Annotated in this window: 15 protein-coding genes and 1 pseudogene; 10 read left to right on the forward strand and 6 right to left on the reverse strand. The window is 69.1% G+C overall.

From position 1 onward, the window contains the following. The 3 genes and pseudogenes from AB0F88_RS23675 to AB0F88_RS23685 form a co-directional block, all read left to right on the forward strand. Positions 1–416 (forward strand): IS5 family transposase (locus AB0F88_RS23675; RefSeq protein ID WP_362687842.1); only part of this gene is annotated, 416 nt, incomplete at its 5' end. Positions 417–434: 18 nt separating this feature from the next. Beyond that, entirely contained in the window at positions 435–1,574 is a 1,140-nt protein-coding gene (locus tag AB0F88_RS23680; RefSeq protein WP_362687844.1) for a DUF6185 family protein, read from the forward strand. 273 nt (positions 1,575–1,847) lie between these two features. Further along, a pseudogene (locus AB0F88_RS23685) lies at positions 1,848–2,152 on the forward strand (integrase core domain-containing protein); the annotation flags it as partial. A gap of 1,147 nt (positions 2,153–3,299) precedes the next feature. Here the strand turns inward: AB0F88_RS23685 and AB0F88_RS23690 are convergent. After that, entirely contained in the window at positions 3,300–3,548 is a 249-nt protein-coding gene (locus AB0F88_RS23690) for a hypothetical protein (RefSeq protein ID WP_362687847.1), read from the reverse strand. Between AB0F88_RS23690 and AB0F88_RS23695 the strand changes: the two genes are divergently transcribed. The 4 genes from AB0F88_RS23695 (at position 3,531) to AB0F88_RS23710 (ending at position 9,632) form a co-directional block, all read left to right on the forward strand. Continuing rightward, entirely contained in the window at positions 3,531–3,764 is a 234-nt protein-coding gene (locus AB0F88_RS23695; RefSeq protein ID WP_362687850.1) for a hypothetical protein, read from the forward strand. The two genes, AB0F88_RS23690 and AB0F88_RS23695, sit on opposite strands and share 18 nt — an antisense overlap. Before the next feature lie 158 nt (positions 3,765–3,922). Then, complete coding sequence (locus AB0F88_RS23700) at positions 3,923–4,171, forward strand: hypothetical protein (protein WP_362687853.1); 249 nt, start codon at positions 3,923–3,925, stop codon at positions 4,169–4,171. Positions 4,172–4,194: 23 nt separating this feature from the next. Continuing rightward, on the forward strand, positions 4,195–5,484 hold the full coding sequence (locus tag AB0F88_RS23705; RefSeq protein ID WP_362687856.1) for a hypothetical protein: 1,290 nt from the start codon (positions 4,195–4,197) through the stop codon (positions 5,482–5,484). Positions 5,485–6,779: 1,295 nt separating this feature from the next. Beyond that, complete coding sequence (locus AB0F88_RS23710) at positions 6,780–9,632, forward strand: carbohydrate-binding protein (protein ID WP_362687859.1); 2,853 nt, start codon at positions 6,780–6,782, stop codon at positions 9,630–9,632. 466 nt (positions 9,633–10,098) lie between these two features. Here AB0F88_RS23710 and AB0F88_RS23715 read toward each other — a convergent pair whose 3' ends face one another. After that, positions 10,099–11,100: a glycoside hydrolase family 11 protein gene (locus AB0F88_RS23715; RefSeq protein WP_362687862.1), complete on the reverse strand. Its 1,002-nt coding sequence runs from the start codon at positions 11,098–11,100 to the stop codon at positions 10,099–10,101. Positions 11,101–11,680: 580 nt separating this feature from the next. Between AB0F88_RS23715 and AB0F88_RS23720 the strand changes: the two genes are divergently transcribed. Continuing rightward, positions 11,681–12,712 carry a polysaccharide deacetylase family protein gene (locus tag AB0F88_RS23720; RefSeq protein WP_362687865.1) on the forward strand — a complete coding sequence of 344 codons (1,032 nt, stop codon included), beginning with the start codon at positions 11,681–11,683 and terminating at the stop codon, positions 12,710–12,712. Positions 12,713–12,884: 172 nt separating this feature from the next. Here the strand turns inward: AB0F88_RS23720 and AB0F88_RS23725 are convergent, their stop codons facing one another. Then, positions 12,885–14,642 (reverse strand): cellulose binding domain-containing protein, encoded by a 1,758-nt coding sequence (locus AB0F88_RS23725; RefSeq protein WP_362687868.1) that lies wholly within the window; start codon positions 14,640–14,642, stop codon positions 12,885–12,887. A 796-nt stretch (positions 14,643–15,438) separates the two neighbouring features. On the opposite strand from AB0F88_RS23725, the gene AB0F88_RS23730 reads away from it, so the two are divergent. Then, positions 15,439–16,626: an endo-1,4-beta-xylanase gene (locus tag AB0F88_RS23730; RefSeq protein ID WP_362687871.1), complete on the forward strand. Its 1,188-nt coding sequence runs from the start codon at positions 15,439–15,441 to the stop codon at positions 16,624–16,626. A gap of 179 nt (positions 16,627–16,805) precedes the next feature. On the opposite strand, the gene AB0F88_RS23735 is transcribed toward AB0F88_RS23730, so the two are convergent. Both AB0F88_RS23735 and AB0F88_RS23740 read right to left on the reverse strand, forming a co-directional pair. Further along, positions 16,806–18,245 carry an endo-1,4-beta-xylanase gene (locus tag AB0F88_RS23735; RefSeq protein WP_362687874.1) on the reverse strand — a complete coding sequence of 480 codons (1,440 nt, stop codon included), beginning with the start codon at positions 18,243–18,245 and terminating at the stop codon, positions 16,806–16,808. A gap of 554 nt (positions 18,246–18,799) precedes the next feature. Next, positions 18,800–19,660 (reverse strand): 3-methyladenine DNA glycosylase, encoded by an 861-nt coding sequence (locus AB0F88_RS23740; RefSeq protein ID WP_362687877.1) that lies wholly within the window; start codon positions 19,658–19,660, stop codon positions 18,800–18,802. 482 nt (positions 19,661–20,142) lie between these two features. Between AB0F88_RS23740 and AB0F88_RS23745 the strand changes: the two genes are divergently transcribed. Beyond that, positions 20,143–21,762, forward strand: a complete 1,620-nt coding sequence (locus AB0F88_RS23745) for a pectate lyase (protein ID WP_362687880.1) — start codon at positions 20,143–20,145, stop codon at positions 21,760–21,762. A gap of 46 nt (positions 21,763–21,808) precedes the next feature. On the opposite strand, the gene AB0F88_RS23750 is transcribed toward AB0F88_RS23745, so the two are convergent. Then, a complete protein-coding gene (locus tag AB0F88_RS23750; protein WP_362687883.1) occupies positions 21,809–24,262 on the reverse strand; it encodes a polysaccharide lyase 8 family protein in 2,454 nt (817 codons plus the stop codon). Positions 24,263–24,339 lie beyond the last annotated feature (77 nt).

Below are 24,339 nucleotides of genomic sequence, written 5' to 3' on the forward strand. Positions count from 1 at the left end.
GGCGCGGCCTGCCCCTGGCCTTCGTGCTCACCGGCGGCAACGTCAACGACTGCACCCAGTTCACCGCCGTGATGGAGGCCATCCGCGTGCCCCGCACCGGCGCCGGCCGGCCCCGCACCCGGCCCGACCATGTGATCGCCGACAAGGGCTACAGCTCCCGCGCCATCCGCACCTACCTACGCCGACGCGGCATTGGCGCCACCATTCCCGAGCGCGCCGACCAACTGGCCGGACGAGCCCGCCGCGGACACCGCCGCCATGCCTTCGACCCGATCCGCTACAAGCGGCGCAACGTCGTCGAACGCTGCTTCAACCGGCTCAAGCACTTCAAAGGCATCGCCACCCGCTACGACAAGCTCGCCGCCCACTACCGATCAGCCGTGACCATCGCCTGCCTACTGCTCTGGCTCAGATGATCCACAAAACAGGTCCTAGTGAACGCCATCCGGGAGCCGAAGTGGCGCGGTCGTCCTGCCGTATCGGTGATCCTCATCGGCACGGCGCTTTCCGCCGTCGTCATCTGCTGGTACGCCGCGATCCGCATTATGTATCTATACGACAACTCCAGCGTGGCGAGTTTCGAGGCCGCGTGGGCGACGCTTAGCGGCCCTGCCACCTGGTTTCCGTGGGAGTTGGCGATCGCACTCGACGATGTCCTGTGGGTCCTGCCGATCATCGCACTGGCCGCTGTTCTGCGTAAGCGGGCGTCCCTGGCCGAGCCCGACCTGAACGGCCCCGATCGCCGCGCCGTGATCTGGATCTTTTGCGTCTCGACGCTGACATGGGAGATCTACGTGGCAAGCGTGTGGCTACCGCTGAGCATCCTGGTGGCCGCGCCTGTACTGTCCATCACCCTTCAGGAGACCCGAAGGTGGGCAGTACTGCGCCAACCTGAACCCGAGCGAGCGACGGTGGTACGAGCCGGCCGTCAAGCGCTCATGGATTTGCGGACGATGGCCTCTGGAGGTTACGGCACCGTCCGGGCCTACGGCCCGTACAAGGACGCGGGACGCAACGCGCTTTTCGGCGGACGAGTCGCACTGGCGCTGGGCGTGTTACCCACCGTCTGGTTCACCTGGCTGGATATATCCTCACAGCGAGGAGACCTCGACGACGGTTGGGCGCTGGCCGTCATCACGATCACGGGCTTGATTATCGGTGAGTTGGTCGTGTGGTTCATGGCGGGTTTCGTCCTTGGGCTTCTTTGGCGCGAACTACCGGGACAGATCAGCCCCTGGAAGGCGCTGCCTCTGGTACTCGCCTACGGAGCGGGGGTTCTGGCCCAGGTCCTGGTGGACTGGGCTCTCGGGCAAGGTCCAGCATGGTGGGCACTGCAACGTTCGTTGTTTGTGTGGGCGATCCTCACGATCGTCGGCTTCGGCATCGAGCTTAGGACTTGGCGCCAGATCAGACCGATTCCGCGCCTTGCGTTGTTCTACGGGTATCAGGGGCGCTTCCCGTGGATGCGCACACTAGCGCCCCAAATCCTTGCCACCGCCTTCTTGGTGTACGCCGTATTGCGCCCCGAGCACGGCTTCATCCAGTTCGAACTCGGCCAGCTCGTCAGACGGTGAATCGGTATAGCAAGCGTGACCATACGATCACTCCGTTGATCTCGTCGTTGTCGACGCCGCCCATCTGCGTAACGGTGACATACATGCCCGCATAGCCGCCATCAGGGCAGATCGCCCCATCAGACGTTGTGTCCGGAAGATCCGGGGCGCCTCACTGGCTCGGCCAACGGGATAAACAGCTCACCGAGGCGGGCCACCTGCTTGGGGACGATTCAGTCGTTGACCCAGGTGCCGCGCCGCTCACTGTCGATCGGTCACGTCCACGGACGTGGTGCCGATCATGGGAAGCAGTACACCTCGGCCGAGTTCGCCAGGGTCTGCGCCGAGCTCGCGTGCGTCAGTCCAGGGGAGCCGTGGGGTCCAGCGGCGACAACGCCGCGGCAGAGACGTTCGACACCATGTTGAAACGCGAGACGCTGCAGGGCGCCACGTACTGGTCCTCGGCGCGCGAAGCCCGCCTGGCCGTCTTCAAGCGGATCACTCACTACAACATCCGCAGGAGACACTCCACCCTGGGCTATCCGAACCCGATCGACTACGAGCAGCAAACCGTCGATAGGGTGCTGCTCGCCGTATGACAACCGGTGCCCACACCTTGGGGCGAGTCCCCGGCTTTTCAATATGGTGGCGCTCGCCGACGTACACGGCTATAAAAAATCCGCTGTGCTTCGCCCAGGGTCGTAATCTTGAAGGGCACAACGCTTTACGAGTTACTACTGCTGGGAATTCTTGCGTTAGCAGGGCAGTCCACATGGTTGTCCGTCGCACGGCTCTTCACGTAAGTGCAACGCGAATCGAACGAGACCTCAGAGCCGTCACCTATTGAACATGACCAGGCTGAAGGGCTGGGCTGCCCGATGGCAGACAACACCGCCTTCCTGTCGCAAGAAGAGATGCCGCCGTAACGTACCACTCCCGTCTTAGGGTTCTCGGAGGCACTCATAGTAGCGTGCAATGAGGTTTTAGTAGCAGACGGTGAGGTTTTCGGACTCGCAACAACGGGCAGTTGCGGATCAGCCGTATCCTGGAGAAGATCGTTCTGGTACGCGAGGAAAGAAATCAGCAACCCTGGTGCCGCTAGAACTAGCGCAAGTATCGCAGACACCTCTGCCAACAGTGTTAACAGGGACTTCTGATTTTTCTCGTTCAACTCCGCCCCGCCCTTGGTCGCTGACCACTATTGAGAGGCTACTCCCGAACCGGCCGCAAAATGCTTTACCTGGCCGCCGTCGTGATGATCGCGTGGATCCTCCTTGGAGGGGTCGCGACGTCGGGAACCATCGTGGCCCTTCCGTCTCGTGGCCCGGCCGGCATCCGCCCTCACATGGAGTCCCGGTCACGACGGGTCCTCTTTGTGATCCCTGACATAAGTATGACTAATCGGCCGCCCCTTCACGGAGCACGTTTTCTCAGCAGAGCCTTGTACGGCCGTGGCGCGACGGGTGACCGCTTCGGTCACCTGGCGGTGAAATTTACAACGCGGCGTCTCCGGGGCGGGATGGAAACGCACCAGTAAGGCCGCGGTGGATTACCACGCTCGGAGAATGCGGCTCAAGCGTCCCTTGACGGGTCTCGATACATCGAATTTGCTCCACGGCATCATCGTCATCCCGCCAGAGAAATGACGGAGAAGGTGACCGGCGTGCGCCGAAGGAGTGAACGCCGCAGTATCCACCTCCCGGACGCACGGCGGACATCCACGTGGATCGTCCGCGTGCCTCCGGCTCACGATCGGCCGGTTTCGCCCGGCCACCGGGGGGCGCGTCCCGGACGGTTCGGGCGGCGCCACGGGGTTCCCGCATCGATCAGGAGGAGCGGAATGACGAGCAGCGGATCGGGTCGGCGGGAGGTCGTCAGAATCGTCGTCTGCCTGATGACGGCGGTGCTGCGCGCTTCCCTCGCGATCACGTCGTCCGCGCCGCCGGTCGCCGCGAGCCCCGCCGACGCGAACAGGGTGTGGGCCGCCGTCGGCATGTACACCAGGACCCCGACAACGGCGCCGTCCTGCGCTCGTACGACAAGGGCGACACCTGGAGGACCACGGTCCTGCCGTTCCACCTGGGCGGCAACATGCCGGGCCGCACCATGGGCGAGCGACTGGCGGTGGACCCGAACAACGACAACATCCTGTACCTGGCCGCGCCCAGCGGGAACGGCCTGTGGCGTAGCACCGACGGTGGGGTGAGATAGGCGCGGGTGACCGGCTTCCCCCACTCCGGTGACGACCCGCAGACGCCCGGCGGCGCGGAGGACGCGGGCCTCGTCTAGGTGACGTTCGACAAGACCACCGGCCGCGCGGGGAACAGGACCAAGACCATCTACGTGGACGTCGCGGACAAGGGCGATCGGTGTACCGCAGCACCGACGGCGGCGCGACCTGGGCTCCGCTGGCCGGCGCGCCAACCGGGTACCTGCCGCACAAGGGAGGGGTGGACCCGATCAACCACCTGCTGTACATCGCCACCAGCGACACCACCGGCCCGTTCAGCGGCGGCAAGGGCGACGTCTGGAAGTACCAACCGTCACCGGCGCGTAGACGCAGATCAGCCCCGTCCCCTCCACCGGCGGCGACGACTACTTCGGCTACTCCGGCCTGACCGTCGACCACCGCCGTCCCGGCATGATCATGGTCGGTACCCAGGTGTCATGGTGGCCGGACGGCATCATCTGGCGTAGCACCGACTCCGGGACCACCTGGAGCCGCATCTGGTACTGGGGCGCCTGGCCCGACCGCAAGCTGCGGTACGAGTTCGACGTCACCGACACACCGTGGGCCACCATGGGCGAGCAGTCCAACCCGCCGATCCTGGTGCCCAAGATCGGTCAGGCGATCTCGTCGATGGAGATCGACCCGTTCGACTCCGACCACATGCTGTTCAACGGCGGCCCGGGCATCGCCGGCACGAAGAACCTAAGCGCCTGGGACACCGGGGGCAACGTCGCCATCACTCCCGAGGTCGAGGGTCTGGAGGAAGGCGCGGTTCAGGGCCTGATCAGGCCTCCGGGGGGCGCGCTGCTCAGCGCCATGGGCGATGTGGGCGGCTTCCGCTACGACGACCTGAACGCGGCCCCGAAGACGATCTTCACTTCGCCGGCCTTCACCACCACCAGGAGCATCGACGTCGCGGAGCGCAATCCGAAGGTCATCGTGCGGGCCGGCGACTTCAACGACGCCGGCCGGCCCGGCGACAGTCATGCGGCGTTCTCCACAGACGGCGGCGTCACCTGGTTCCAGGGCGTCGAGCCCAGCGGCGTGAACTCCGGCGGCAGCATCGCCGCCGCGGCCGACGGCAGCCGGTTCGTCTGGGCGCCGGGCGACTCGGGCCAGCAGGTGGTCCACTCGGTCGGCTACGGCACGTCCTGGACTCCCTCCACCGGAGTACCCGCCAACGCGATCATCGCGTCGGACCGGGTCGATCCCATGAAGTTCTACGCATTCTCGAACGGCACCTTCCACGTCAGCGCCGATGGCGGGGCCAGCTTCACCGCCACCGCCGCCTGCCTCCAACTGGAATCTGCGCGTCAAGGCGGTACCCGGGCGCGAGGGCGACGTCTGGGTGGCCGGCGGCGCCACCTGGACCATCTACGGGTTGTGGTACTCGACCGACTCCGGGGCCACGTTCACAGGGTGTTCGGCGTGGAGCAGGCCGACAACATCGGCTTCGGCAAGGCGGCACCCGGCCGGACCTATCCGGCGCTGTACACCGGCGCGCTGATCGGCGGGCAGCGTGGTCTCTTCCGCTCCGACGACGCCGGCGCGAGCTGGGTACGCATCAACGACGACCGGCACCGGTTCGGCGGCGTTCCCGAGGCGCTGACCGGCGACCCGGCCGTCTACGGCCAGGTGTACTTCAGTGGCTACGGCCGCGGCGTCCTGTACGGCGACCGATCCGTCAGACCCCTTCGGTGACGCAGCCGCGGGGACGCGCCGGCGGCGGCGCGTCCCTGCGCGTCCGTGTCGTGGCGGGTCCGCTCGCTGCGACGATTCCCCGCGGGCACACACCGCACCTTTTTCATCCCCCGGCTGACGCGCCGTTGGAGCAGTGCACCCTTGGAGCGGTGTGCGTGAGCCGCGGTGGCTCCATAACCCGGTGCCGGGCGAATGTTGCGGGGCTTACCGCTCCCCGCGCCGCGCAGGATGGAGTTTCGACCAACAACATTGGACTTTCGTCGCGACACGACGAAAGTCTGACGAAGTCGGCCGTAACATCTGGACAGCCTGCACGTAACATTTTAAGATCGCAGCAGAATGACCGAATGAGCCGCAAAGATGGCGAAAGTTCAGGAGGTGCAGCGATTTGCGATTGCAGCACCGCACTCTTCGTCCCTCGCGCGGCGAGAGGTCGCTGCCCGAGGCCGGGATCGATCGCAGACTCGAATCACCGTGCGGGCGCGCGGCCGTCGAGCCGGAGCCGGAGCGGCCGGGAGCGAACCACCTCACCCGCAGGGCTCGGCACCGTACGGCGACGGCGGTCGAGGCAGGCTCGCGGGCCCTACCGATCACCGGGTTTCCACGGCCCCGGCTCACTCCGTACTCGTACCACCGCACCTGACCACGCGCTTCCACCGACCGCGGCCCCGCGCCGCGATCGGTGATCGGCCAGCCCCCACACCCCCCACACCCCCCACCCCCTCTAACGCCTGGAGGTCGTCATGCGACTGCCGATCCGTACCACCGCGACCTGCTGACGGCGGGCGCGGCGCCAGGCCGGCGCCGCGCCGCCGGCGCAAGGGAGATAGCCGGGTCGGCGAGGGCGTACGCCGACCGCTCCGCCGACCCGGTCCCGCTCGTCACCTACCGGTGGAGGCCGGTACGCGCCGACAGCACCGGCGCTCACCGCCACCTGATTCCCCCGGCCGGCGAGCGGGACGACCCCCTCGTCCCGGCGCCATCCCCGCCTCCCCAGTGTCATGGCGTCATGGCGTCATGGCCGACCGTGACGGCCGGCGACGGCCGCCTTCGTGATGCCCTCCAACGTGTCCGCACGCGGTCGCTTGACGGTTCGTCACAGCCCCGCGGCGCCCGAAGCCTCGAAGACGAGGCCACTCACAACCCCTGACAGAGAACTGTTGACTGTTTTACCCATAGCGGTCACAGTTTGTCCGAGCGACGTCGCCGAGGGATTCCCCCGCCTCTCCGCGTCGTTGGCGTGATCGGCGCACGCCTGTATGGACTCGTACTACAGGAAGCGAGCACCACCGATCATGTTAAGAAAACTCGTCGCATGCGTCGCCGTACTGGCGACCGCCCTCAGCCTGGGTCCTCCACCGGCACAGGCCGCACCGAGCACCGTCTCGAAGGCAGCCTCGAAGGCAGCGGCACCCGCGGCCCTCGCGGCGCCCGGCTACACCCAGGTGACGCTGGCCAAGGGCGCGGCGGAGACCGGCGAGCCGATGGGCCTCACCGTCCTGCCCAACCGGGGCGTGTTGCACACGTCGCGCGACGGCGTGATCCGCTACACCGACGTGCTGGGCAACACCAAGGTGGCTCTCACCATCCCGGTGTACACGCACGACGAGGAGGGCCTGCAGAGCATCAAGGCGGACCCGAACTTCGCGACGAACCGGTGGGTGTACGTCTACTACGCTCCGCCGCTGTCCACCCCGGGCGGTGACGCGCCGGCCTCCGGTACGGCGGCCCAGTTCGCCCCGTTCAACGGGGTGAACCGGCTGGCCCGGTACACGGTCAACGCGGACCACACCCTCAACGCGGCCTCCGCGGTCACCGTCCTCGACGTCCCCACCAGCCGCGGCATGTGCTGTCACGTCGGCGGCGACATCGACTTCGACGCGGCCGGCAACCTCTACCTCTCCACCGGTGACGACACGAACCCGTTCGACTCCAGCGGCTACACGCCGATCGACGAGCGGACCGACCGCAACCCGGCCTACGACGCGCAGCGCACCTCCGGCAACAGCAACGACCTGCGCGGCAAGGTGCTGCGGATCAAGCCGAGCGCGGGCGGCGGTTACACCGTCCCTGCGGGCAACATGTTCGCGCCCGGCACCGCGAACACCCGGCCAGAGATCTACGCGATGGGGTTCCGCAACCCGTTCCGGATGAACGTGGACAAGGCCACCGGCATCGTCTACCTGGGTGACTACGGGCCGGACGCGGGCAGCGCCAGCGCCACCCGGGGCCCGGCGGCGTCGGTCTCGTTCGAGCGCATCACCCAGCCCGGCTTCTACGGCTGGCCGTACTGCTCACAGTTCAACGTGCCGTACATCGACTTCACGTTCCCGTCCGGGCCCTCGGGCTCCGCGTTCAACTGCGCCGGCGGGCCGACGAACAACTCGCGCAACAACACCGGCATCGCCCAGCTCCCGGCCTCGCGCGCGGCCTGGCTGCCGTACGGGGTCGGCCAGGACCGGTCGGAGCTGTGCTGCGGAAGCTGGTCGCCGATGAACGCCCCGGTCTACAACTACGACGCCGGTCTCGTCTCGGACGTGAAGTTCCCGTCGTCGATGAACGGCAAGGTGTTCATCGGCGAGTTCGGCCGGCGGTGGATCAAGACGGTCACCCTGAACGCCAGTGGCGGGGTGGGCTCGATCGAGCCCTTCCCCACCTGGACCGGCACCCAGGTGATGGACATGGAGTTCGGGCCGGACGGCGCGCTGTACGTGCTCGACTACGGCACCGGCTGGTTCGGCGGCGACGCCAACTCGGCGGTGTACAGGATCGAGTACAACTCGGGCACCGGCCAGGCGCCGATCGCGGCGATCAACGCCAACCCGAAGGCCGGAAACGCGCCGCTCACCGTGCAGTTCAGCTCGGCCGGGAGCACCGACCCGGACGGCGACCCGATCACGTACGCGTGGGACTTCACGACGAACGGCAGCACCGACTCGACCGCGGCGAACCCGTCGTTCACCTACACGGCCAACGGCACGTACACGGCGACGTTGACGGTGAGCGACAACACCGGCCGCAGCGCCACGGCGAGCACCACGATCAGCGTCGGGCAACCGACGGTCACCCTCAACCTGCCGCTCAACGGGCGGGTGTTCAACTTCGGCGACGCGGTCCCGTTCCAGATCAGCGTCACCGATCCGAACTCCCCGACCGTCGACTGCAGCCGGGTGAAGATCAACTACATCCTCGGCCACGACAGCCACGGCCACCAGATGACCAGCGCGACCGGCTGCTCGGGCACCATCCAGACCCCCGTGGACGGTGAGCACGACGCCAACGCGAACATCTTCGGCGTCTTCGACGCGGAGTACACCCCGGTCGGCTCGACCACGGCCGTCCACGCGCCGCAGGCCGTCCTGCAGCCGCGGACCCGCCAGGCCGAGCACTACGGCGCCCAGCAGGGCGTGCAGATCGTGGCCAAGCCGTCGGCCAACGGCGGCAACGCGGTCGGGCACATCGAGAACGGGGACTGGATCTCGTTCACCCCGTACAACCTGAGCGGGGTCACGTCGTTCACGGCCCGGGTCGCGTCGGCGGGCACCGGCGGCACGCTCACCCTGCGGGCCGGTTCGGCGACCGGGACGGTGATCGGCACGGCCACGGTCGCGCCGACCGGCGGCTGGGAGACCTGGGTCAACGTCACCGGCACCGTGACGCCGCCGTCGGGGACGACGACCCTGTTCCTGGTCTTCACCGGTGGCACGGGCTCGCTGTTCGACGTGGACTCCTTCACGTTCACCAGCGGCACCCCGCCGGCGTCGAACCTCGCGCTGAACAAGCCGGCGACGGCGTCCAGCGTGGAGGCGGCCGCCTACCCGGCCTCGGCCGCGGTGGACGCGTCGGCGACGACCCGGTGGGCCAGCGCGTTCTCCGACCCGCAGTGGATCCAGGTCGACCTGGGCGCCACGTACACGATCAACCGGGTGCGCCTGGTGTGGGAGGCGGCCTACGGGTCGGCGTACCAGATCCAGACCTCGCCCAACGGAACGACCTGGACCAACGTCAGGTCGGTGACCGGCGGCAACGGCGGTGAGGACGACAACACCGGCCTGAGCGCCTCCGCCCGGTACGTGCGCATCTACGGCACCACCCGGGCCACGGCGTGGGGCTACTCCCTGTTCAACTTCGAGGTCTACGGAAGCTGATCGCCACGGCGGGCCCGGCCCGCCCTGTCAGGTAGCGCCGCCGCGGGGCGTCCGTACGTCGGACGCCCCGCGGTGTCGTTCGTTTCCCGGGCCCGCGGGATCTCCGGCAGCGCCGTCATCGGCGCGGAAGGCCGCTTCCTCGCGGTCAGGTTCTTCGCGGTCAGGTTCTTCGCGGTCAGGTTCTTCGCGGTCAGGTTCCTCGTGGTCAGGTTCCTCGCGGTCAGGCGAAACGGTGGTGGCCCCGCCCCCACTCCCCAGTGGAGCGGGGCCACCGTTTCCGACCGGATCCCGGCGGGCTGCCGGGCGAGCGCGTATCCGGCCGGAAGACCAGGGGGCGGGACGACCGAGGTGTCCCGGCACCGGCGCGCGTCCGGGGCACGCTCGCGTCAGGTGCCCGGGTCGAACGGCGTGGTCCTCGACGGCGCGGCGGTGTCGGGCCGCCGCGCCGTCGAGGGGTGGGCCGAGGTCAGCCCGCGCTGCAGGAGACCGTCGGCCAGGTCGAGTTGCCGTTGCGCTGGATCGTCACGCCCCAGTTGTTGCCGCTGCCGTTGGGCCTGGCGGTCAGCACCTGGGCGCTGGGGTAGCTCGCGCTGATGTTCCAGGTGGAGAGGACCTTGGCGGGGGACGGGACGTTCATCGTCACGGTCCAGTTGCTCGAACCGCTGACCGCGACGTTGAGGTTGTAGCGGTCGCTCCACTGCTCGCCCGCGGAGAGAGACGCGGTGCAGCCACCGCCTCCGCCGCCGCCACCGCCGCCACCGCCTCCGCCCCCGCCGGAGGAACCGCCGATCGTGATGTTGGAGTTCCCGCTGCTCTGGTAGCCCTCGGTGGCGAGGATCATGTAGTCGTGGTTGCCCAGGCTCATCCCGTTACGGGCCCAGGCGTCGAAGTGGTTGCCGGAGGTTATGGTGCCGCCGGTCTTCTTCGACTGGCGGACGCTCCAGTACTGGTTGAACGTCCTGTTGCCCTCGATGGACGGAGCGTTGTACCGCGTCGTCTGGTAGATGTCGTACGTGCCGCCGTCGCTGGTGACCGTGCCCTTGTACGTCCCGGTGGGCCGGTAGGTGCCCCAGTTGTCGACGATGTAGTACTCCACGAGCGGGTTTCTCGTCCACCCGTAGAGGGTGAGATACGCGTTGCCGGACGGGTTGAAGCTGCCCGAGTAGTTCACGCTCCTGCGCCCGCCGGTGCTCCAGCCCTTGCCGGCGACGAAGTTCCCGGTGTTCCTCCACGAGGTGCTGTAGTTGCCGCCGGACCCCAGCTCCATGGAGACCGTGTTCTGGCTGTCGGTCCAGAACGAGAAGAAGTAGCCGTTGTTGGTACCGGTCTGGTTGGTGGTGATGGCTGCGTAGGCGGGGCCGGGCAGCACCGCCACGGCCATGGCCAGCGCCACGGCGCAGACACGGCTGACGAGCGGCCTGGCGCGACCACGCCCGCGGCTCTTCGGGGGGACGAGGGCATCGTTCATATGCGTGCTTCCTCCTGGTGAAGGCCGGTGGGGCGGGCAGCGTGATACGACCCGGCGGGGCGGGCGGTGGCCACGGTGACGTCCACCGCGCGTCGGGGTCGTACAACACGGCAGGGCGGGCCGGGCGTCGTGCGGTCGACGACCGGAGGACCAGGCCGCGCGGCGGGTGACCCGGATCGACAGCGGTTGGAGGCCTGTCGATGGTGAGAGTGTGGGTTTGACACGCCGAGCTGTCAACAACTTTCAGAAATATATCGGAAATATGATCTTGATTACGATTCCCCGAAAGGGCATTTCTCCTGTTCGTCGCGCCTAGCTCGCCAATCCGTGTCGAGGCCGGCCAATGAAAGCTTCTTTGGCGCGGCCAAAGACCGGCCGATGTTACCGAAAGATTTCGATGCTTTCTTGACAGGTTTCGTGACAATACACAGAATGACTCACCAGGCAGGCCCGCTCGTCCCACCCGGGTGACCTTGCGGCAGAACCGCAGCTCAACGCGGTCTTGCGCATTCCGTACGCGTTACGCCGCAGCCGTACGTGCGTCCGTCCCCACCGATCGGTGTTCCAGTGGAGGAACAGAGTGATCGACAACGCAACCATCACCGGCGGAAGCCGGGTACGCCGCTCACGCATCCGGAGTTCGCTCGTGATGGGTCTTCTCACCGTCCTCGGCGCGGCGCTCGCCGTGACCTCGTCACCCGCGGCACAGGCCGCCGACTGCAGCGCCGGATATGTCGGGCTCACCTATGACGACGGCCCCAACCCCGGCAACACCGCCAACCTGCTGAACGCGCTGCGGCAGAACGGCCTGCGGGCCACCATGTTCAACACCGGGCAGAACGCCCAGAACAACCAGGCCCTGGTCCGCGCCCAGCGGGACGCCGGCATGTGGATCGGCAACCACAGCTACACCCACCCCCACCTGGGCACCATGAGCAGCTCCCAGATCCAGTCGGAGCTCCAGCGGACCCAGCAGGCCGTCCAGCAGGCCACGGGCACCGCGCCCCGGCTCTTCCGGCCCCCGTACGGGGAGACCAACGCCACCGTGAGGTCGGTCGCGCAGCAGCTCGGCCTCACCGAGATCATCTGGGACGTCGACTCCCAGGACTGGAACGGCGCGAGCACCGCCCAGATCGTGCAGGCCGCCGGACGGCTGCAGAACGGCCAGATCATCCTGATGCACGACCAGTACGCGACCACGCTCAACGCGATCCCGCAGATCGCCGCGAACCTGAGGAGCCGCAACCTGTGCGCCGGCATGATCTCGCCCTCCACCGGCAGGGCCGTGGCACCTGACGGCGGCACCCCGACCACCTCACCAACGCCGACGAACCCGCCGGGCGGCAGTTGCACGGCCGCCGTCACCGCCGGCCAGCAGTGGAGCGACCGGTTCAACCTGTCGGTCAACGTCTCGGGAAGCAACAGCTGGATCGTCACGGTGACCCTGCGCAACGCCCATCGGGTCAGCAGCACCTGGAACGGCAGCCCGACCTGGGACGGCAGCGGCAAGGTCATGACGATGCGCCCCAACGGCAGCGGCAACACCTTCGGCTTCACCGTCATGCACGGCGGCGACTGGACCTGGCCGACGGTCTCCTGCCGCGTGGGCTGACACCTCGCTTTCGGCCGGCCGTCGGCACGGTGACGGTGGTATCACCGGTGCCGCGAACCGGGCGAAGGGCGCCGCCGCTCCCCCTCACGCGGAGGGAGCGGCGGCGCGCCGCCGCCGGGCCGGCCGGTCAGTCGGGCCGGCCGGGTCGGTCAGGCCGGTCGGGCCGGTCGGGTCAGGAGACCCCGCATGTCAGTACCGGTGTGGCGACGGTTCCGTTGGCGGTGAATCCGAACGTGGTGGTGGCGTTGGCGGCGAGGCTGCCGTTCCAGGTCTCGTTCCGGACGGTGACGGCCGCTCCCGAGCCGGACCGTACGCCTCCCCACAGCTGGTTGACGGCCTGCGAGCCGGGCCAGGTCCAGCTCACCGTCCAGCCGTTGATCGCGCTGGAGCCGGCACGCACGGTGACACTGGACTGGAAGCCACCGCTCCAGTCGTTCACCGTCTGGATCGTCGCCGTGCACCCGCCGGGGCCGGGAGTCGGGGTCGGCGTGGGAGTCGGCGTCGGCGTGGGCGTCGGAGTCGGGGTCGGGGTCGGGGTGGGAGTCGGCGTCGGCGTCGGCGTCGGCGTGGGCGTGGGGGTAGGCGTCGGCGTGGGCCCGCCGATCACGACGGTCGTGAGGGAGCGCGGCCTGAGGGTGACGGCGCCGCCCGTGACCGTGGCGCTCGTGAGCGAGTTGGAGTTGTCGGTGACGTAGGCGGTGGTGCCGCCCTGCAGGCCGTCCCAGGTGACGGCCGAGTTGCCGGTGTTCAGCACCCCGACGACCTTCGACCCGTCGGAGTTGAGGAACGCCGACACCTTCAGCGCCGAGTTGCTCGTCGACGTGCCGAGCCGGACCGCGCCCGGCCTGATGAACCGGCTGTATCCCGCCATCGCCCACAGCCGCTTGGACACGCGGTAGGTCCGCGCCGCCGGGTCGATCTGGATGAGCGCCCGGGTGGCTCCCGAGGAGCCCCCCAGCCAGAAGATGTAGCCGCTGACGTTGCCGACGGTGAGAGCCTGGTGGATGGCCTGGGCGACGGTGAAGCCGTCCTGGCCGCTCCCGTCGTCCCAGCTCTCGTTCCAGGTGCTCCCGTCGGGACCCCATTCCGACATCCAGGTCCGCTTGTTGCCGGGTTGCGGGCTCGTTATCTGGCTGGCATAGGTGTGCGCCGTGTAGGTGGACACCCAGCGGCGGGCCTCGGAGTCCGCCTCGATGGCGTTGGTGTAGGCCTTGCCCTGGTCCCAGCCGAAGGAGTCGCAACACGCGATCTTGACATCGGTCGCGAGCGGGCCGAGGACCTTGACGAAGGCGGCGGCCTGGGCCGGGGTGAAGCGCATGGACTCGTAGGTCGACGTGTAGTCGGGTTCGTTGGTGAACCCCAAGTCCGTGATCTTGATACCTTCCTGCGCGTAGAACTTCGTGTACTGCATCAGGTACCGGGCGTAGGCCGCGCGCCACTCGGACTTGAGGGTGCCGCCGTTGTTCTCGCTCCCGTTGTCCTTCATGTAGCCGGGGGCGCTCCAGGCGTTGGCGTAGAAGCGGTTCACGCCGTACGACTGCGCGACCTTCGACACCCACACCTGGGCGCCGTCGTCGCCGTCCCACACGTATTTCGGCGGGGCGTCGGGCCCGCCGGGGTTCTGCGGCTGGATGGAGACCATCTTGTCGTACGGGCTGCCGGCCGGTGCGGCGCCGATGCCCAGGCGCAGGATGCTGAGCCCCGCGCCGGTCTCGCGGTCGAACCACAGGCGGAAGACGTCGTTCTGCTGCGCCGTCGACAGGTTGCGCAGCAGTTCACCCCGGCGGAACGCCGTGGAGACGCCGAAGCCGTCCATCTCCTGATAACGCACACTGTCTGAAACGGTGATGACAGGCGCGGCCGCGACCTGCCCGGCCGCGGCCTGCCCGGCCACGGCCACCAGTGACGAGCCGAGAAGAGCGATTGCCATGACGATCCGTACCACGGACCCTCCCGAGATCGTGCCATCCGGATGCTGCTAGCAGGTGAAGCTGGTCTGGCTGAGGCGGCTCAATGGTTTCCGTGGCTGTTCGTCCCGCTGCGTACCTGGCCCGCCGACGAGAGTCCCCCTTCCGGCCGCCACCGCCCCGAGCGTGATCGCCGCGACGGCCGCCGCCGGCCCGAGAAGGGCGGTCACCGTATGTTTGCGCTAACAATTGAGTGAAGGCGGCGCGCCCCGTTCGGCACCCAAGTGTGGGAAAGGCCCGGAAAGGTGTCAAGGACATGCCGAGAAAGTTTCGGGCGTCTCGCTGCCGCGTGGATGCGGTTACCCGCGAACGGCGCATTCCCGCCGTGGAAGATATAAGCCTCTCCATCAGCGAAAACCCGACGCGCGGTGTCGAGGTTGTTCAGCGGTGCCGCCCGGCCGCCGCAAGATCGGTGATTTTGAAAGTTTCATTTCCCACCACGCCCTGACTCCGGCCCGTCGAGGTACGGCCGAGCCTGAGGGACACCGGCGGGCCGGGCCTGGCGGCACAGGCGCGCCCGCACCAGTGGTACGGGACAGAGAAGCAGGTGATGACGCCTTGGAGTGCGCCACCGGCCGTCCGGGACCGGGCGGCCGTGATGCCGCCGACGCCCTCTCGACCTGGTGCCTCCCGCCCGCTGATTGATTTTCGCGATGTTTCGGGGTTCCGGTATCGGCCTTTCTTCTTGAAGAAAGGTTTAATACGATTGTTTTCGCTTATAAACCGAAAGTTTCGGGGGACCGATCCCGAGGGAGTTCTATGAAGCGTTTCCTGACCGTCGGTGCGACCACGCTCATGCTGGCCGGTACGCTGAACGCCGTTCCCGTCCTGGCGGAGGAGCGGCGCCCCACGGTCGCCGAGCAGAGCCTGCGCGCGCTCGCCGCCCGCCACGGTCTCACCATCGGCACCGCGATCGACATGGACGTCCTGCGCGACACGGCCGATCCGCAGTACCGCGCGCTCGCCGCCTCGCAGTTCTCCTCCGTCACCGCCGAGAACGCCATGAAGTGGGAATCGCTCGAACCCACCCGCGGCACGTACAACTGGGCCCCGGCCGACCAGCTGATCGACTTCGCCCGCAAGAACAAGCAGCAGGTCCGCGGGCACGTGCTGGTCTGGCAGAACCAGTTGCCGGCCTGGCTCACCCAGGGCGTCGAGGACGGGACGATCGGCAAGGCGCAGCTCCGCGACATCCTGCGCGATCACATCACCACCGTCGTCAAGCACTTCAAGGGCAAGATCTCGCAGTGGGACGTCGTCAACGAGGCGGCCAGCGACCCGTGGGACACCCCGTCGTCGATCCACCTGAAGGGCTTCTGGGCGCAGCACCTCGGCCCCGGCTACATCGCCGACGCCTTCCGCTGGGCCCGCGCCGCCGACCCGAACGCCCTGCTGTTCTACAACGACTACAACATCGAGGCGTTCGGCGACCGCGGCCCCTCCGACAAGACCTGGTACGTCTACGACATGGTCAGGAAGCTGCGCTCGAGCGGCGTCCCCATCGACGGCGTGGGCAGCCAGGGACACCTCGGCACCCAGTACGGCAACTTCGACGCCTTCCAGGCGCTCGAAGTGCTCGACGCCTTCTCCGACCTCGGGCTCGCCACGGCGTTCACCGAGGTGGACGTGCGCAGCCAGATGACCGAAGGGGTGCGTGCGGGCGACTCCAACGAGATCAATCCCCGCCTCCAGGCGTCGGCGTCGAACTACAGCGTGCTCCTGCAGGCGTGCCTGGCCAACCGGCACTGCCTGTCCTACACCGTCTGGGGGTTCACCGACCGGCACTCCTGGGTGCCCGGCTGGTTCTCCGACCCCCCGGAGGGCTTGGCCACCCTGTACGACGAGTCCTACCGGCCCAAGCGCGCCTACAACGTCGTCAAGGCGGACCTGGCCTTCTCCGGACCGCCGTACGTCCTGCCGAGGATTCCGCAAAAGCCCCGGCGATGAGCGGCGGCGGGGCGTCCGCCGACTCGGATGCCCCGCCGCTCCCCTCCCGGAAAGACCGCTGCCGGAAGGACCACTCCCCGAAGTGGAAAACCGGCTCACCCCACGGGGGTGGGGTGAGCCGGAGAGGTGACGTGGCGCACGGGCCGGGCCGTGGAAACCACGGCCCGGTCCGAATCGGGTCAGGGGCTGGTGCAGGTGGCCGTGGGGGTGGCCGCGGTGCCGTTGGCGGTGAAGCCGAAGGTGGTCGACTGACCCGCCGCGATGGAGCCGTTGTACGCGGCGTTGCGGACGCTCACGCTGGAGCCGGACACGGTGTGCTGGCCGCTCCACAGGCTGCTGATGCTCTGCCCGCCGGGCCAGGTCCACCGTACGGTCCAGCCGTTGACCGGCGCGCTGCCCGCGCTGACCGTCACCGTCGACTGGAAGCCGCCCGGCCAGCTGTTGGTCGTCGTGACCGTCGCCGCGCACGCCCCGGGACCCGGGGTCGGGGTGATGGTCGGTGTGGGGGTCGGGGTCGGGGTGACGGTCGGTGTGGGAGTGGGGGTCGGGTTGGGGTCGGCGGCGTTGAGGGCGTTGAGGACCGAGGTGTAGGCCGGCTTCTTGTTGCCCGAGGTGTCGAACAGCAGGGGGCTGGTGTTGGCGCCGAGCCAGGAGTCGCTGTCGCGCACGCCCCACACGGTGATGCCGGTGCAGCGGGGCACGGCCAGGCAGTCGTTGGTCACCGCGGCGTAGGTCTGGGCCGAGCCGCCCTGGATGTCGAGCTCGGTGATCTGCACGTCCACGCCGAGGGCGGCGAAGCTGGAGATGGTGGTGCGGTAGTTGCTGTTGTAGGCGCTTTGGCTGTTGAAGTGCGACTGCAGGCCCACGCAGTCGATCGGCACGCCGCGCTGTTTGAAGTCGCGGACCATGTTGTAGACGCCCTGGGTCTTGGCCCAGCTCCAGTTGTCGATGTTGTAGTCGTTGTAGCAGAGCTTGGCGGCCGGGTCGGCGGCCCGCGCGGTGCGGAAGGCGACCTCGATCCAGTCGTTGCCGGTGCGCTGCAGGTTGGAGTTGCGGCGGCCGCCGTTGCCGTCGTCGAAGGCCTCGTTGACCACGTCCCAGGCGTAGATCTTGCCCTTGTAGTGGTTCATCACGCCGTTGATGTGGTTGATCATCGCCTGGCGCAGCGGGTTGCCCTCCATCGACCGCATCCAGTTGGGCTGCTGGTTGTGCCAGGCCAGGGTGTGCCCGCGCACCCGCTTGCCGTTCTGCACCGCCCAGTTGTAGACCCGATCGCCGCCGGAGAAGTTGAACTGGTTCTGGTTGGGCTCGGTGGCGTCGATCTTCATCTCGTTCTCGGCGGTGATCATGTCGAACTCGCGGTTCGCGATCGTGGTGTACTGCGAGTCACCGAGCCTGCTCGTCGAGATCGCGGTGCCGAAGTAACGCCCGCTCTGCTGGGCCGCCGCGCCCAGCGTGGAGGCGGCGGCACCGGCGGAGGCGGCGCCGGCGGAGACCTGGCCGGTCACCGCCGTGAGCGTGCCGAGCACGAGGGTGCCGAGGGCGCCGGCGACCAGGGCCCGGCGGAGGCCCCCGAGGGGTCGCCGGGTGCCGGGCGGGGGTATGGCGTTTGTGCCCATGTCTGAGACTCCATAACTGCGTCACGGGAAAGCGGGAACGTGGGGGACACCCCCGCGAACTCGACGCCGCGCCCATTTCGGGGGAGGCACACCATCGGGGCGTCGCAGGCGACGGCCCTGCTGCGCACCACCGACCCGGCCGTGGGAGGACGCCTTGGGGACTCAGTGTGGAAACCTTCCCGAAATACGTCAAGGTCGCCCAGAAACTTTCGGTTGTCCGGCTCGGGGGTACAGAACCGGCACATGTCCCAACCTTTGTCCCTGCCTCCTGAAACCTTGCGGGATCATCGCGCAGGGGCCGGCCAGGGCTGATGTAAGTTTCAGCACCATGGCCCTCGCCGGTCAGGGGCGGGGGCCCCGATGACACCGGATGGGCCGTGCTCGGCCGAACGCACCCCGGCGTCCCGGGCACAGGGGCCCTGGCGGCACCTGCGGCCTCGCGGCGGGTCAGGACAAGTGGCGGCTCAGGAGCAGCGGGTTCAGGAAGGGCGGGTTCAGGAAGGGCGGGTTCAGGAAGGGCGGGTTCAGGAAGGGCGGGTTCAGGAAGGGCGGGTTCAGGAAGGGCGGGTGCCGGCGAGCAGCCGTTCGCAGGAGTCGAGCAGGCGCCGCCGCAGCGGCCTCGCCCGCTCGGCGAACCCCCGCTGCTCGGCGGCGTACTCGGCCCGTCCCTCGGGCGTCTCGATCCGGATCGCCCGTTGACCGAGCGAACTCAGGTCGTACGGGCTGGCTCGCATGTCCACCGCGCGGATGTCGCGGGCCAGAGTGAAGCAGTCGGCGACCAGCTCACCGCTCACCAGCGGTGACAGCTTGTACGCCCACTTGTACAGGTCCATGTTGGCGTGCAGGCACCCCGGCTGCTCCAGCTCCGGCTGCCGCTCCCGAGTCGGCTGCAGCACGTTGAGCGGGCGCGCCTCGGGGGTGAAGAAGCGGAACGCGTCGAAATGGCCGCACCGCACACCCCTCTGCTCCACCACCTCCGCGATCTCCTCCCCGCTGAGCCGCAGCGGCCAGGAGCCGTGCCGCACCTCCGTGGTCCTGTAGACCATCGCCCACTCGTGCAGGCCGAAGCAGCCGAAGTATCCCGGCCGTGCCGCGGTGGCGGCCAGCAACCGCATGATCCACTCGATGGAGGACCCGCGCCTGTCCATCAGCGCCGCGGTGTCGAGCGTCGCCCCCTCCGGAGTGTCGAGGTAGTCGCGGCCGAAGTCGCGCGCCCCCTTCAAGGTCACCCCGGCGCCCGGATGCCACTTCCGCAGCCGCGCCGGCCGGTGCCCGTAGTAGGTGAACAGGAAGTCCTCGATGGGATGGGCCTCGCCCCGCGCCCTGCGCGCCAGGTGCGGCTCCGCCCACACCTCGACCCGGCGCCGGTGGGCCTCCGCCCTCGCCCGCCACTCCTCCGGTTCCAGAACCTCCACCGCTGAATGGTACGCGCGGGCCGGCGGTGCCCGGCGGGCGGCCCGCACGCCCGCTCCCGGAGGACCGCCTCGGTCTCGCCGGGCTCGACGGGCTGCCACCTGGGAGAACGGCGTTCCGGCCGGGGGGAGGACCGGGGTCTCGGAGGTTCCGAACGAACTGGGCGCTTGACTGCACCTTTCTCCGGGCGTAAAAGTGCGAAAAGAGTTGGATAGCGCTTTCCCACCCTTCGTCCCAGAGCGTCGTGACGGGTCTGCTCGGCGTACTCCGCCGCAGGTCAGCCATGCCCACAGCCCCAAGCCAGGGGTCGTGGGCGGGCTCGCACGCCGCCCGACGGACATCGCTCGCCGGGGCCCCGGCGTCGCCGGCGCGTGACCGCGGAACGCGGCACGCTCGCGTCGCCGGTTCGGTCCCGGCGCGAGGCCATGGCCGACCGGACCGGGAGCACGGCCGGTCGGTACTGACGGAACTTGGAGGTTCCACGGTGCGAAGAAGGAAAGGGCTCGACGGCTCGCCGTTCACCGCGCTCGCGACGGCGCTCGCTCTCGCGGTGATCGGGGCGCTGGTGCTCGTGGCGATGCCCAGCGCGTTCGCCGCGTCGTTGTTCGCGGACAACTTCGAGGACGGCAACTCCAACGGCTGGTCGAAGTCCGGGGGAAGCTGGTCGGTGGTGGCCGACGGCTCCCAGGCGTACCGGCAGTCCGGGACCGGCGCGGACGCCAGGACGGTGGCCGGCACCGGCTGGTCGGGCCAGGCGGTGCAGGCGCGAGTGAAGCCGATCGCGTTCAACGGCGGCGGGCGGTACGTCGCGGTGCTGGCCAGGGCGCAGAGCACCAGCAACTACTACTTCCTGGGACTGAGCAACTCGGGCTCGGTCGTCCTGGGCAAGCGGACCGGCGGCGCCCCGACGACCCTCGGCTCGGCCGCGGCGACGGTGACCCCGGGCACCTGGTACACCCTCAGGCTCGAGGCGTTCGGCACGACGCTGCGCGGCTTCGTGAACAACGTGGAGGTCGTCTCGGCGACCGACTCCACCTTCTCCTCCGGCAAGGTGGGCCTCGCCGGTTACTACGCGAGCGCCTCGTTCGACGACGTGCTGGTGACCGACACCGGCGGGCCGAGCGAGCCGCCGGTCACGCCCACGATCACCCCCACCGTGTCACCGCCCCCGGGCACCTGCCCCACCTCCGGAACGCCCGTCGGGTTCGCCTCGGTGAACGCCTGGGGCCGCGACGGGACCACGGGCGGCGCGGGCGGGCCGACCGTCGAGGTCGACACCGCGAGCGAGCTGATCTCCGCCATCGGCCAGAGCGGGCCCCTGAACATCTGCGTACGCGGGATGATCACGGTTCCGGCCGGGATGCACAACGTCACCTCGAACAAGACGATCGTGGGCATCGGCTCCGGTGGCGGCATCAGCGGCGGCGGGCTCAACATCGGCCTCCCCGCGGACAACGCGATCACCTCGCCGCCCGCGAACGCCGTGAACAACGTCATCATCCGCAACCTGACGTTCCGGAACGCCAACGACGACTCGATCAACGTGCAGATGTTCTCCCACCACGTCTGGATCGACCACAACGACCTGGCCGGCGGGTACGACGGGCTCATCGACATCAAGCGCGGCTCGTCGTACGTCACCGTGTCGTGGAACCACACGCACGACCACACCAAGAACATGCTGCTCGGCCACGACGACGGCAACAGCGCGCAGGACGTCGGCCGGCTGAAGGTCACCTACCACCACAACTGGTTCGACCGGACCCCGCAGCGCAACCCGCGGGTGCGGTTCGGCGAGCCGGTGCACGTGTTCAACAACTACTACGTCTACAACACCGACGCCGGGGTGGCCTGCCAGCTGAACGCCGGATGCCTGGTCGAGGGCAACTACTTCGAGCGGGTCGAGGTCCCGGTGACGAACACCTACTCCGGTACCGCCGGCAGGTGCGTCGCGCGGAACAACGTGCTCGACGACTCCGGCCCGCCCGAGTGCAGCGGCAGCGTGCAGGAGGCGAGCTCGTACTACGGCTACACCCTGGACGACCCGAACTCCGTGAAGGCGATCGTCAGCGCGGGGGCCGGGATCGGCAAGATCGGCGGCTGATCTCCCGGGGTCCCTGAAACCCCTGGACCGGGTCCCGGCGGGCGGCTCACTCCGGCGCCCGCCGGGACCCGGTCCCTGTCCCGTGCGGCGTGCCGGAGATCTCCGCCGGAACGCCGGCGAGGCGTACGGTGACCGTGTTCGAGCCGCCACCCCGGCCCGCCAGGCGCCCGAAGGTGAGCGTGAGACCCGCGCCGGTCGTGGCGCCCGCCAGGAGGGGATGCCCGCGGAGCACCTCGGTCACCGGCCGGTTCCAGGTCACGGTCAGCTCGTCCAGGTCGCGCCGGGGGTCCGACACGGTCAGCGTGGCCGTACCGTCGCCACCGTCGCCGCCCTCCCTGACGAGGACCGCGCACGGGGCGGAGGCGGCGAGGTCCCCGGCGGCCCCGTCGTTCCAGAAGTTGACGGCGGTGATCCCGAGTGACGGTACCCGGACACCCTGCTGATGGGCGGTGTTGGCGAGCACGCGCGCCCAGCCGGGGTCGGCGGCCCGGGCCCGGGTCTTCGCGAGGCTCGCGCCCGGCAGCAGCAGGTAGACGTAGCCCGCCGAGACGGGATCGACCCCGTGGTCGAGCCAGAGGGTCGCGTAACTCCGGGTCACCGGGTCCCGTCCGCCGGCGCGTTCCTCGCGCAGCGTGCGCAGGCGGGTGCCGCAGGGCAGGACGTAGCCGCCGTGCCCCTCCAGGTGCGCCCACCCCTTCCCGTCGTCCACGGTGAGAGGCGCGTCGGTCCTGCGGTTGTCCACGATGGTCTCAACGGGTACGCCGTCCTCGGCGGTGATCCCGGCACCGAGGCAGACGATCGCGTCGTCGAGGAAGAACCACGATTTGAAGGCGTCCAGGGTGCTCTCGAAGCCGTTCAGGTGCTGGCCGACCGTCGCGTACACGCCGTCGGTGGCGCCCCCCACCCAGCGGCCCGGCGGGCAGGTGTCGCCCCACGCCTCGCCGGCGCCGTCGGCCGGCCGCCGGGCGGAGACGGTCGTGCCCGGCAGGCGGCAGGGGTCGACGGTGGCCCAGAAGGAGTCGGAGTACTGGTCGCCGTGGCCGTCGGCCCACCAATAGAGCATCCCCGAACCGGTGTGCCAGCCGCGGAGGTTCTCGCCGTTGCCGTGCTCGTAGTGGCCGACGCGGTGGGAGGCCATGCTGAGGCCCGCGCACCAGCCAGGGCCGCCCCGCGCACCGGGAGCCGGGCCGGTGCGCGGGGCGCGGTGCACGGCGCGGGCGCTCATCGCCAGCAGCCGGTGCCCGGCGGGCTCCTCGGCCGCGGGGACGGCGTCGTCGTCCAGGATCGCGGCGAGGCGCGCGTGGAATCCCAGGTCGTCGTCCTCGGCCGCGTCGAGCATGGGCCGGTGGGTGTCCCGCAGCGCCCACCCCTTGACCATGCCCTGCCAGCGGGACCGCTCGGCGGCGGAGGCCGTCTCCCCCAGCAGCAGGATCGCGGAGGCGATCGCGCGCCCCCTGTCGTGGTCGCCGTACGGCTGCCTGCCGATCGCCCGGCCGCTGACCAGGTCCATGCAGAAGCCGTCGTGGACGACCGGCGCGAACGTCCTCTCGACGCTGTCGAGGACGACCTGCCTGTTCGGGTTGACGACCTCCCACGGCGAGCCGCGCAACACCGCGAACAGCGTCGCGAGACCGGACAGCAGCGTCGCTCCGTACGTGCCCTGGTAGGGGACGGTCGTGTGCTGGACGAAGGAGCCGTCCCGGTAGAACCCGTCGCCCTCGGAGACATAGGGGAAGACCGGGGAGAGCGCGGAGACGGCCAGCGAGGCCTTCGCCGGGTCGGAGCCGAGGACGGCCCGCAGCAGCGTCACCACGCACAGGTCCACCCGGTTGGCCCCGGTGCTGGTCCCGCTGTAGTCGTCCAGGCGGCATTCGGGGACGAAGTGATCCACCGCCTCCCGCAGTGCCCCGCTCTGCGGGCCCGTCAGGTGCGGGCCGATCAGCAGGGCCGCGTCGAGGAGGTTCCTGGGGGTGCCGATCTGCCAGTGCCACCAGTTGCCGGCCTGGTCGGCGCCCGCGGCGTACACCCGCCGCCGGTAGTGGTCGATGCCACCCGCGACGGCCGCGGCCAGGTTCGCGTCGCCGGTCAGGCCGGTCCCCGGCAGGGCGTACGCGCGGGCCATGGTCCGCAGCCGGGCCGGGGTGGCGCCGAGCGAGGGGAACGCCAGGTCGGGCCAGAGCGACGCGCCGGCCGGCGCCATGGCGTCCCGGTACCCCGCCGCCCTCCTCCCCAGCATCGCCAGCCGGGTCCGGTACGGCTCGGCCGTCGCGTCGAACCCCGACCCCGCCGTCACGTCCCGCCACCGGTGGCGCAGCGGGGCGAGGGGGTCGGCCGAGGTGCGCGGCGTGGTGACCGGGTGCGTGGTGACCGGGTGCGTGGTCCCGGTGTTCGCGGTCTGCGGGTGCGCGGTCTCCGCGTTCGCGGCATACGCCGGGATCAGCGCCCCGGCCGCGGCGACACCACCGAGCTGAAGAAACGATCTCCGGGAATGTCGGTTCACGCCTAGATTGTCAGGCGGAAATCCCCCTCACTGCGGATACCACGCCGTACGGGTCCGGGTCCGGCTTTGGGTCTGCG

This window comes from Streptosporangium sp. NPDC023963 (assembly GCF_040639135.1).
In the GTDB taxonomy this organism is placed as follows: Bacteria; Actinomycetota; Actinomycetes; order Streptosporangiales; family Streptosporangiaceae; genus Streptosporangium.

Bases quoted from the DNA above. Each gene is read 5' to 3' on its own strand.
- AB0F88_RS23690 (WP_362687847.1), bottom strand. From the start codon at position 3,548: ATGCCGACGGCGGCCCACACCCTGTTCGCGTCGGCGGGGCTCGCGGCG.
- AB0F88_RS23705 (WP_362687856.1), top strand. From the start codon at position 4,195: ATGATCATGGTCGGTACCCAGGTGTCATGGTGGCCGGACGGCATCATC.
- AB0F88_RS23710 (WP_362687859.1), top strand. From the start codon at position 6,780: ATGTTAAGAAAACTCGTCGCATGCGTCGCCGTACTGGCGACCGCCCTC.
- AB0F88_RS23715 (WP_362687862.1), bottom strand. From the start codon at position 11,100: ATGAACGATGCCCTCGTCCCCCCGAAGAGCCGCGGGCGTGGTCGCGCC.
- AB0F88_RS23725 (WP_362687868.1), bottom strand. From the start codon at position 14,642: ATGGCAATCGCTCTTCTCGGCTCGTCACTGGTGGCCGTGGCCGGGCAG.
- AB0F88_RS23730 (WP_362687871.1), top strand. From the start codon at position 15,439: ATGAAGCGTTTCCTGACCGTCGGTGCGACCACGCTCATGCTGGCCGGT.
- AB0F88_RS23735 (WP_362687874.1), bottom strand. From the start codon at position 18,245: ATGGGCACAAACGCCATACCCCCGCCCGGCACCCGGCGACCCCTCGGG.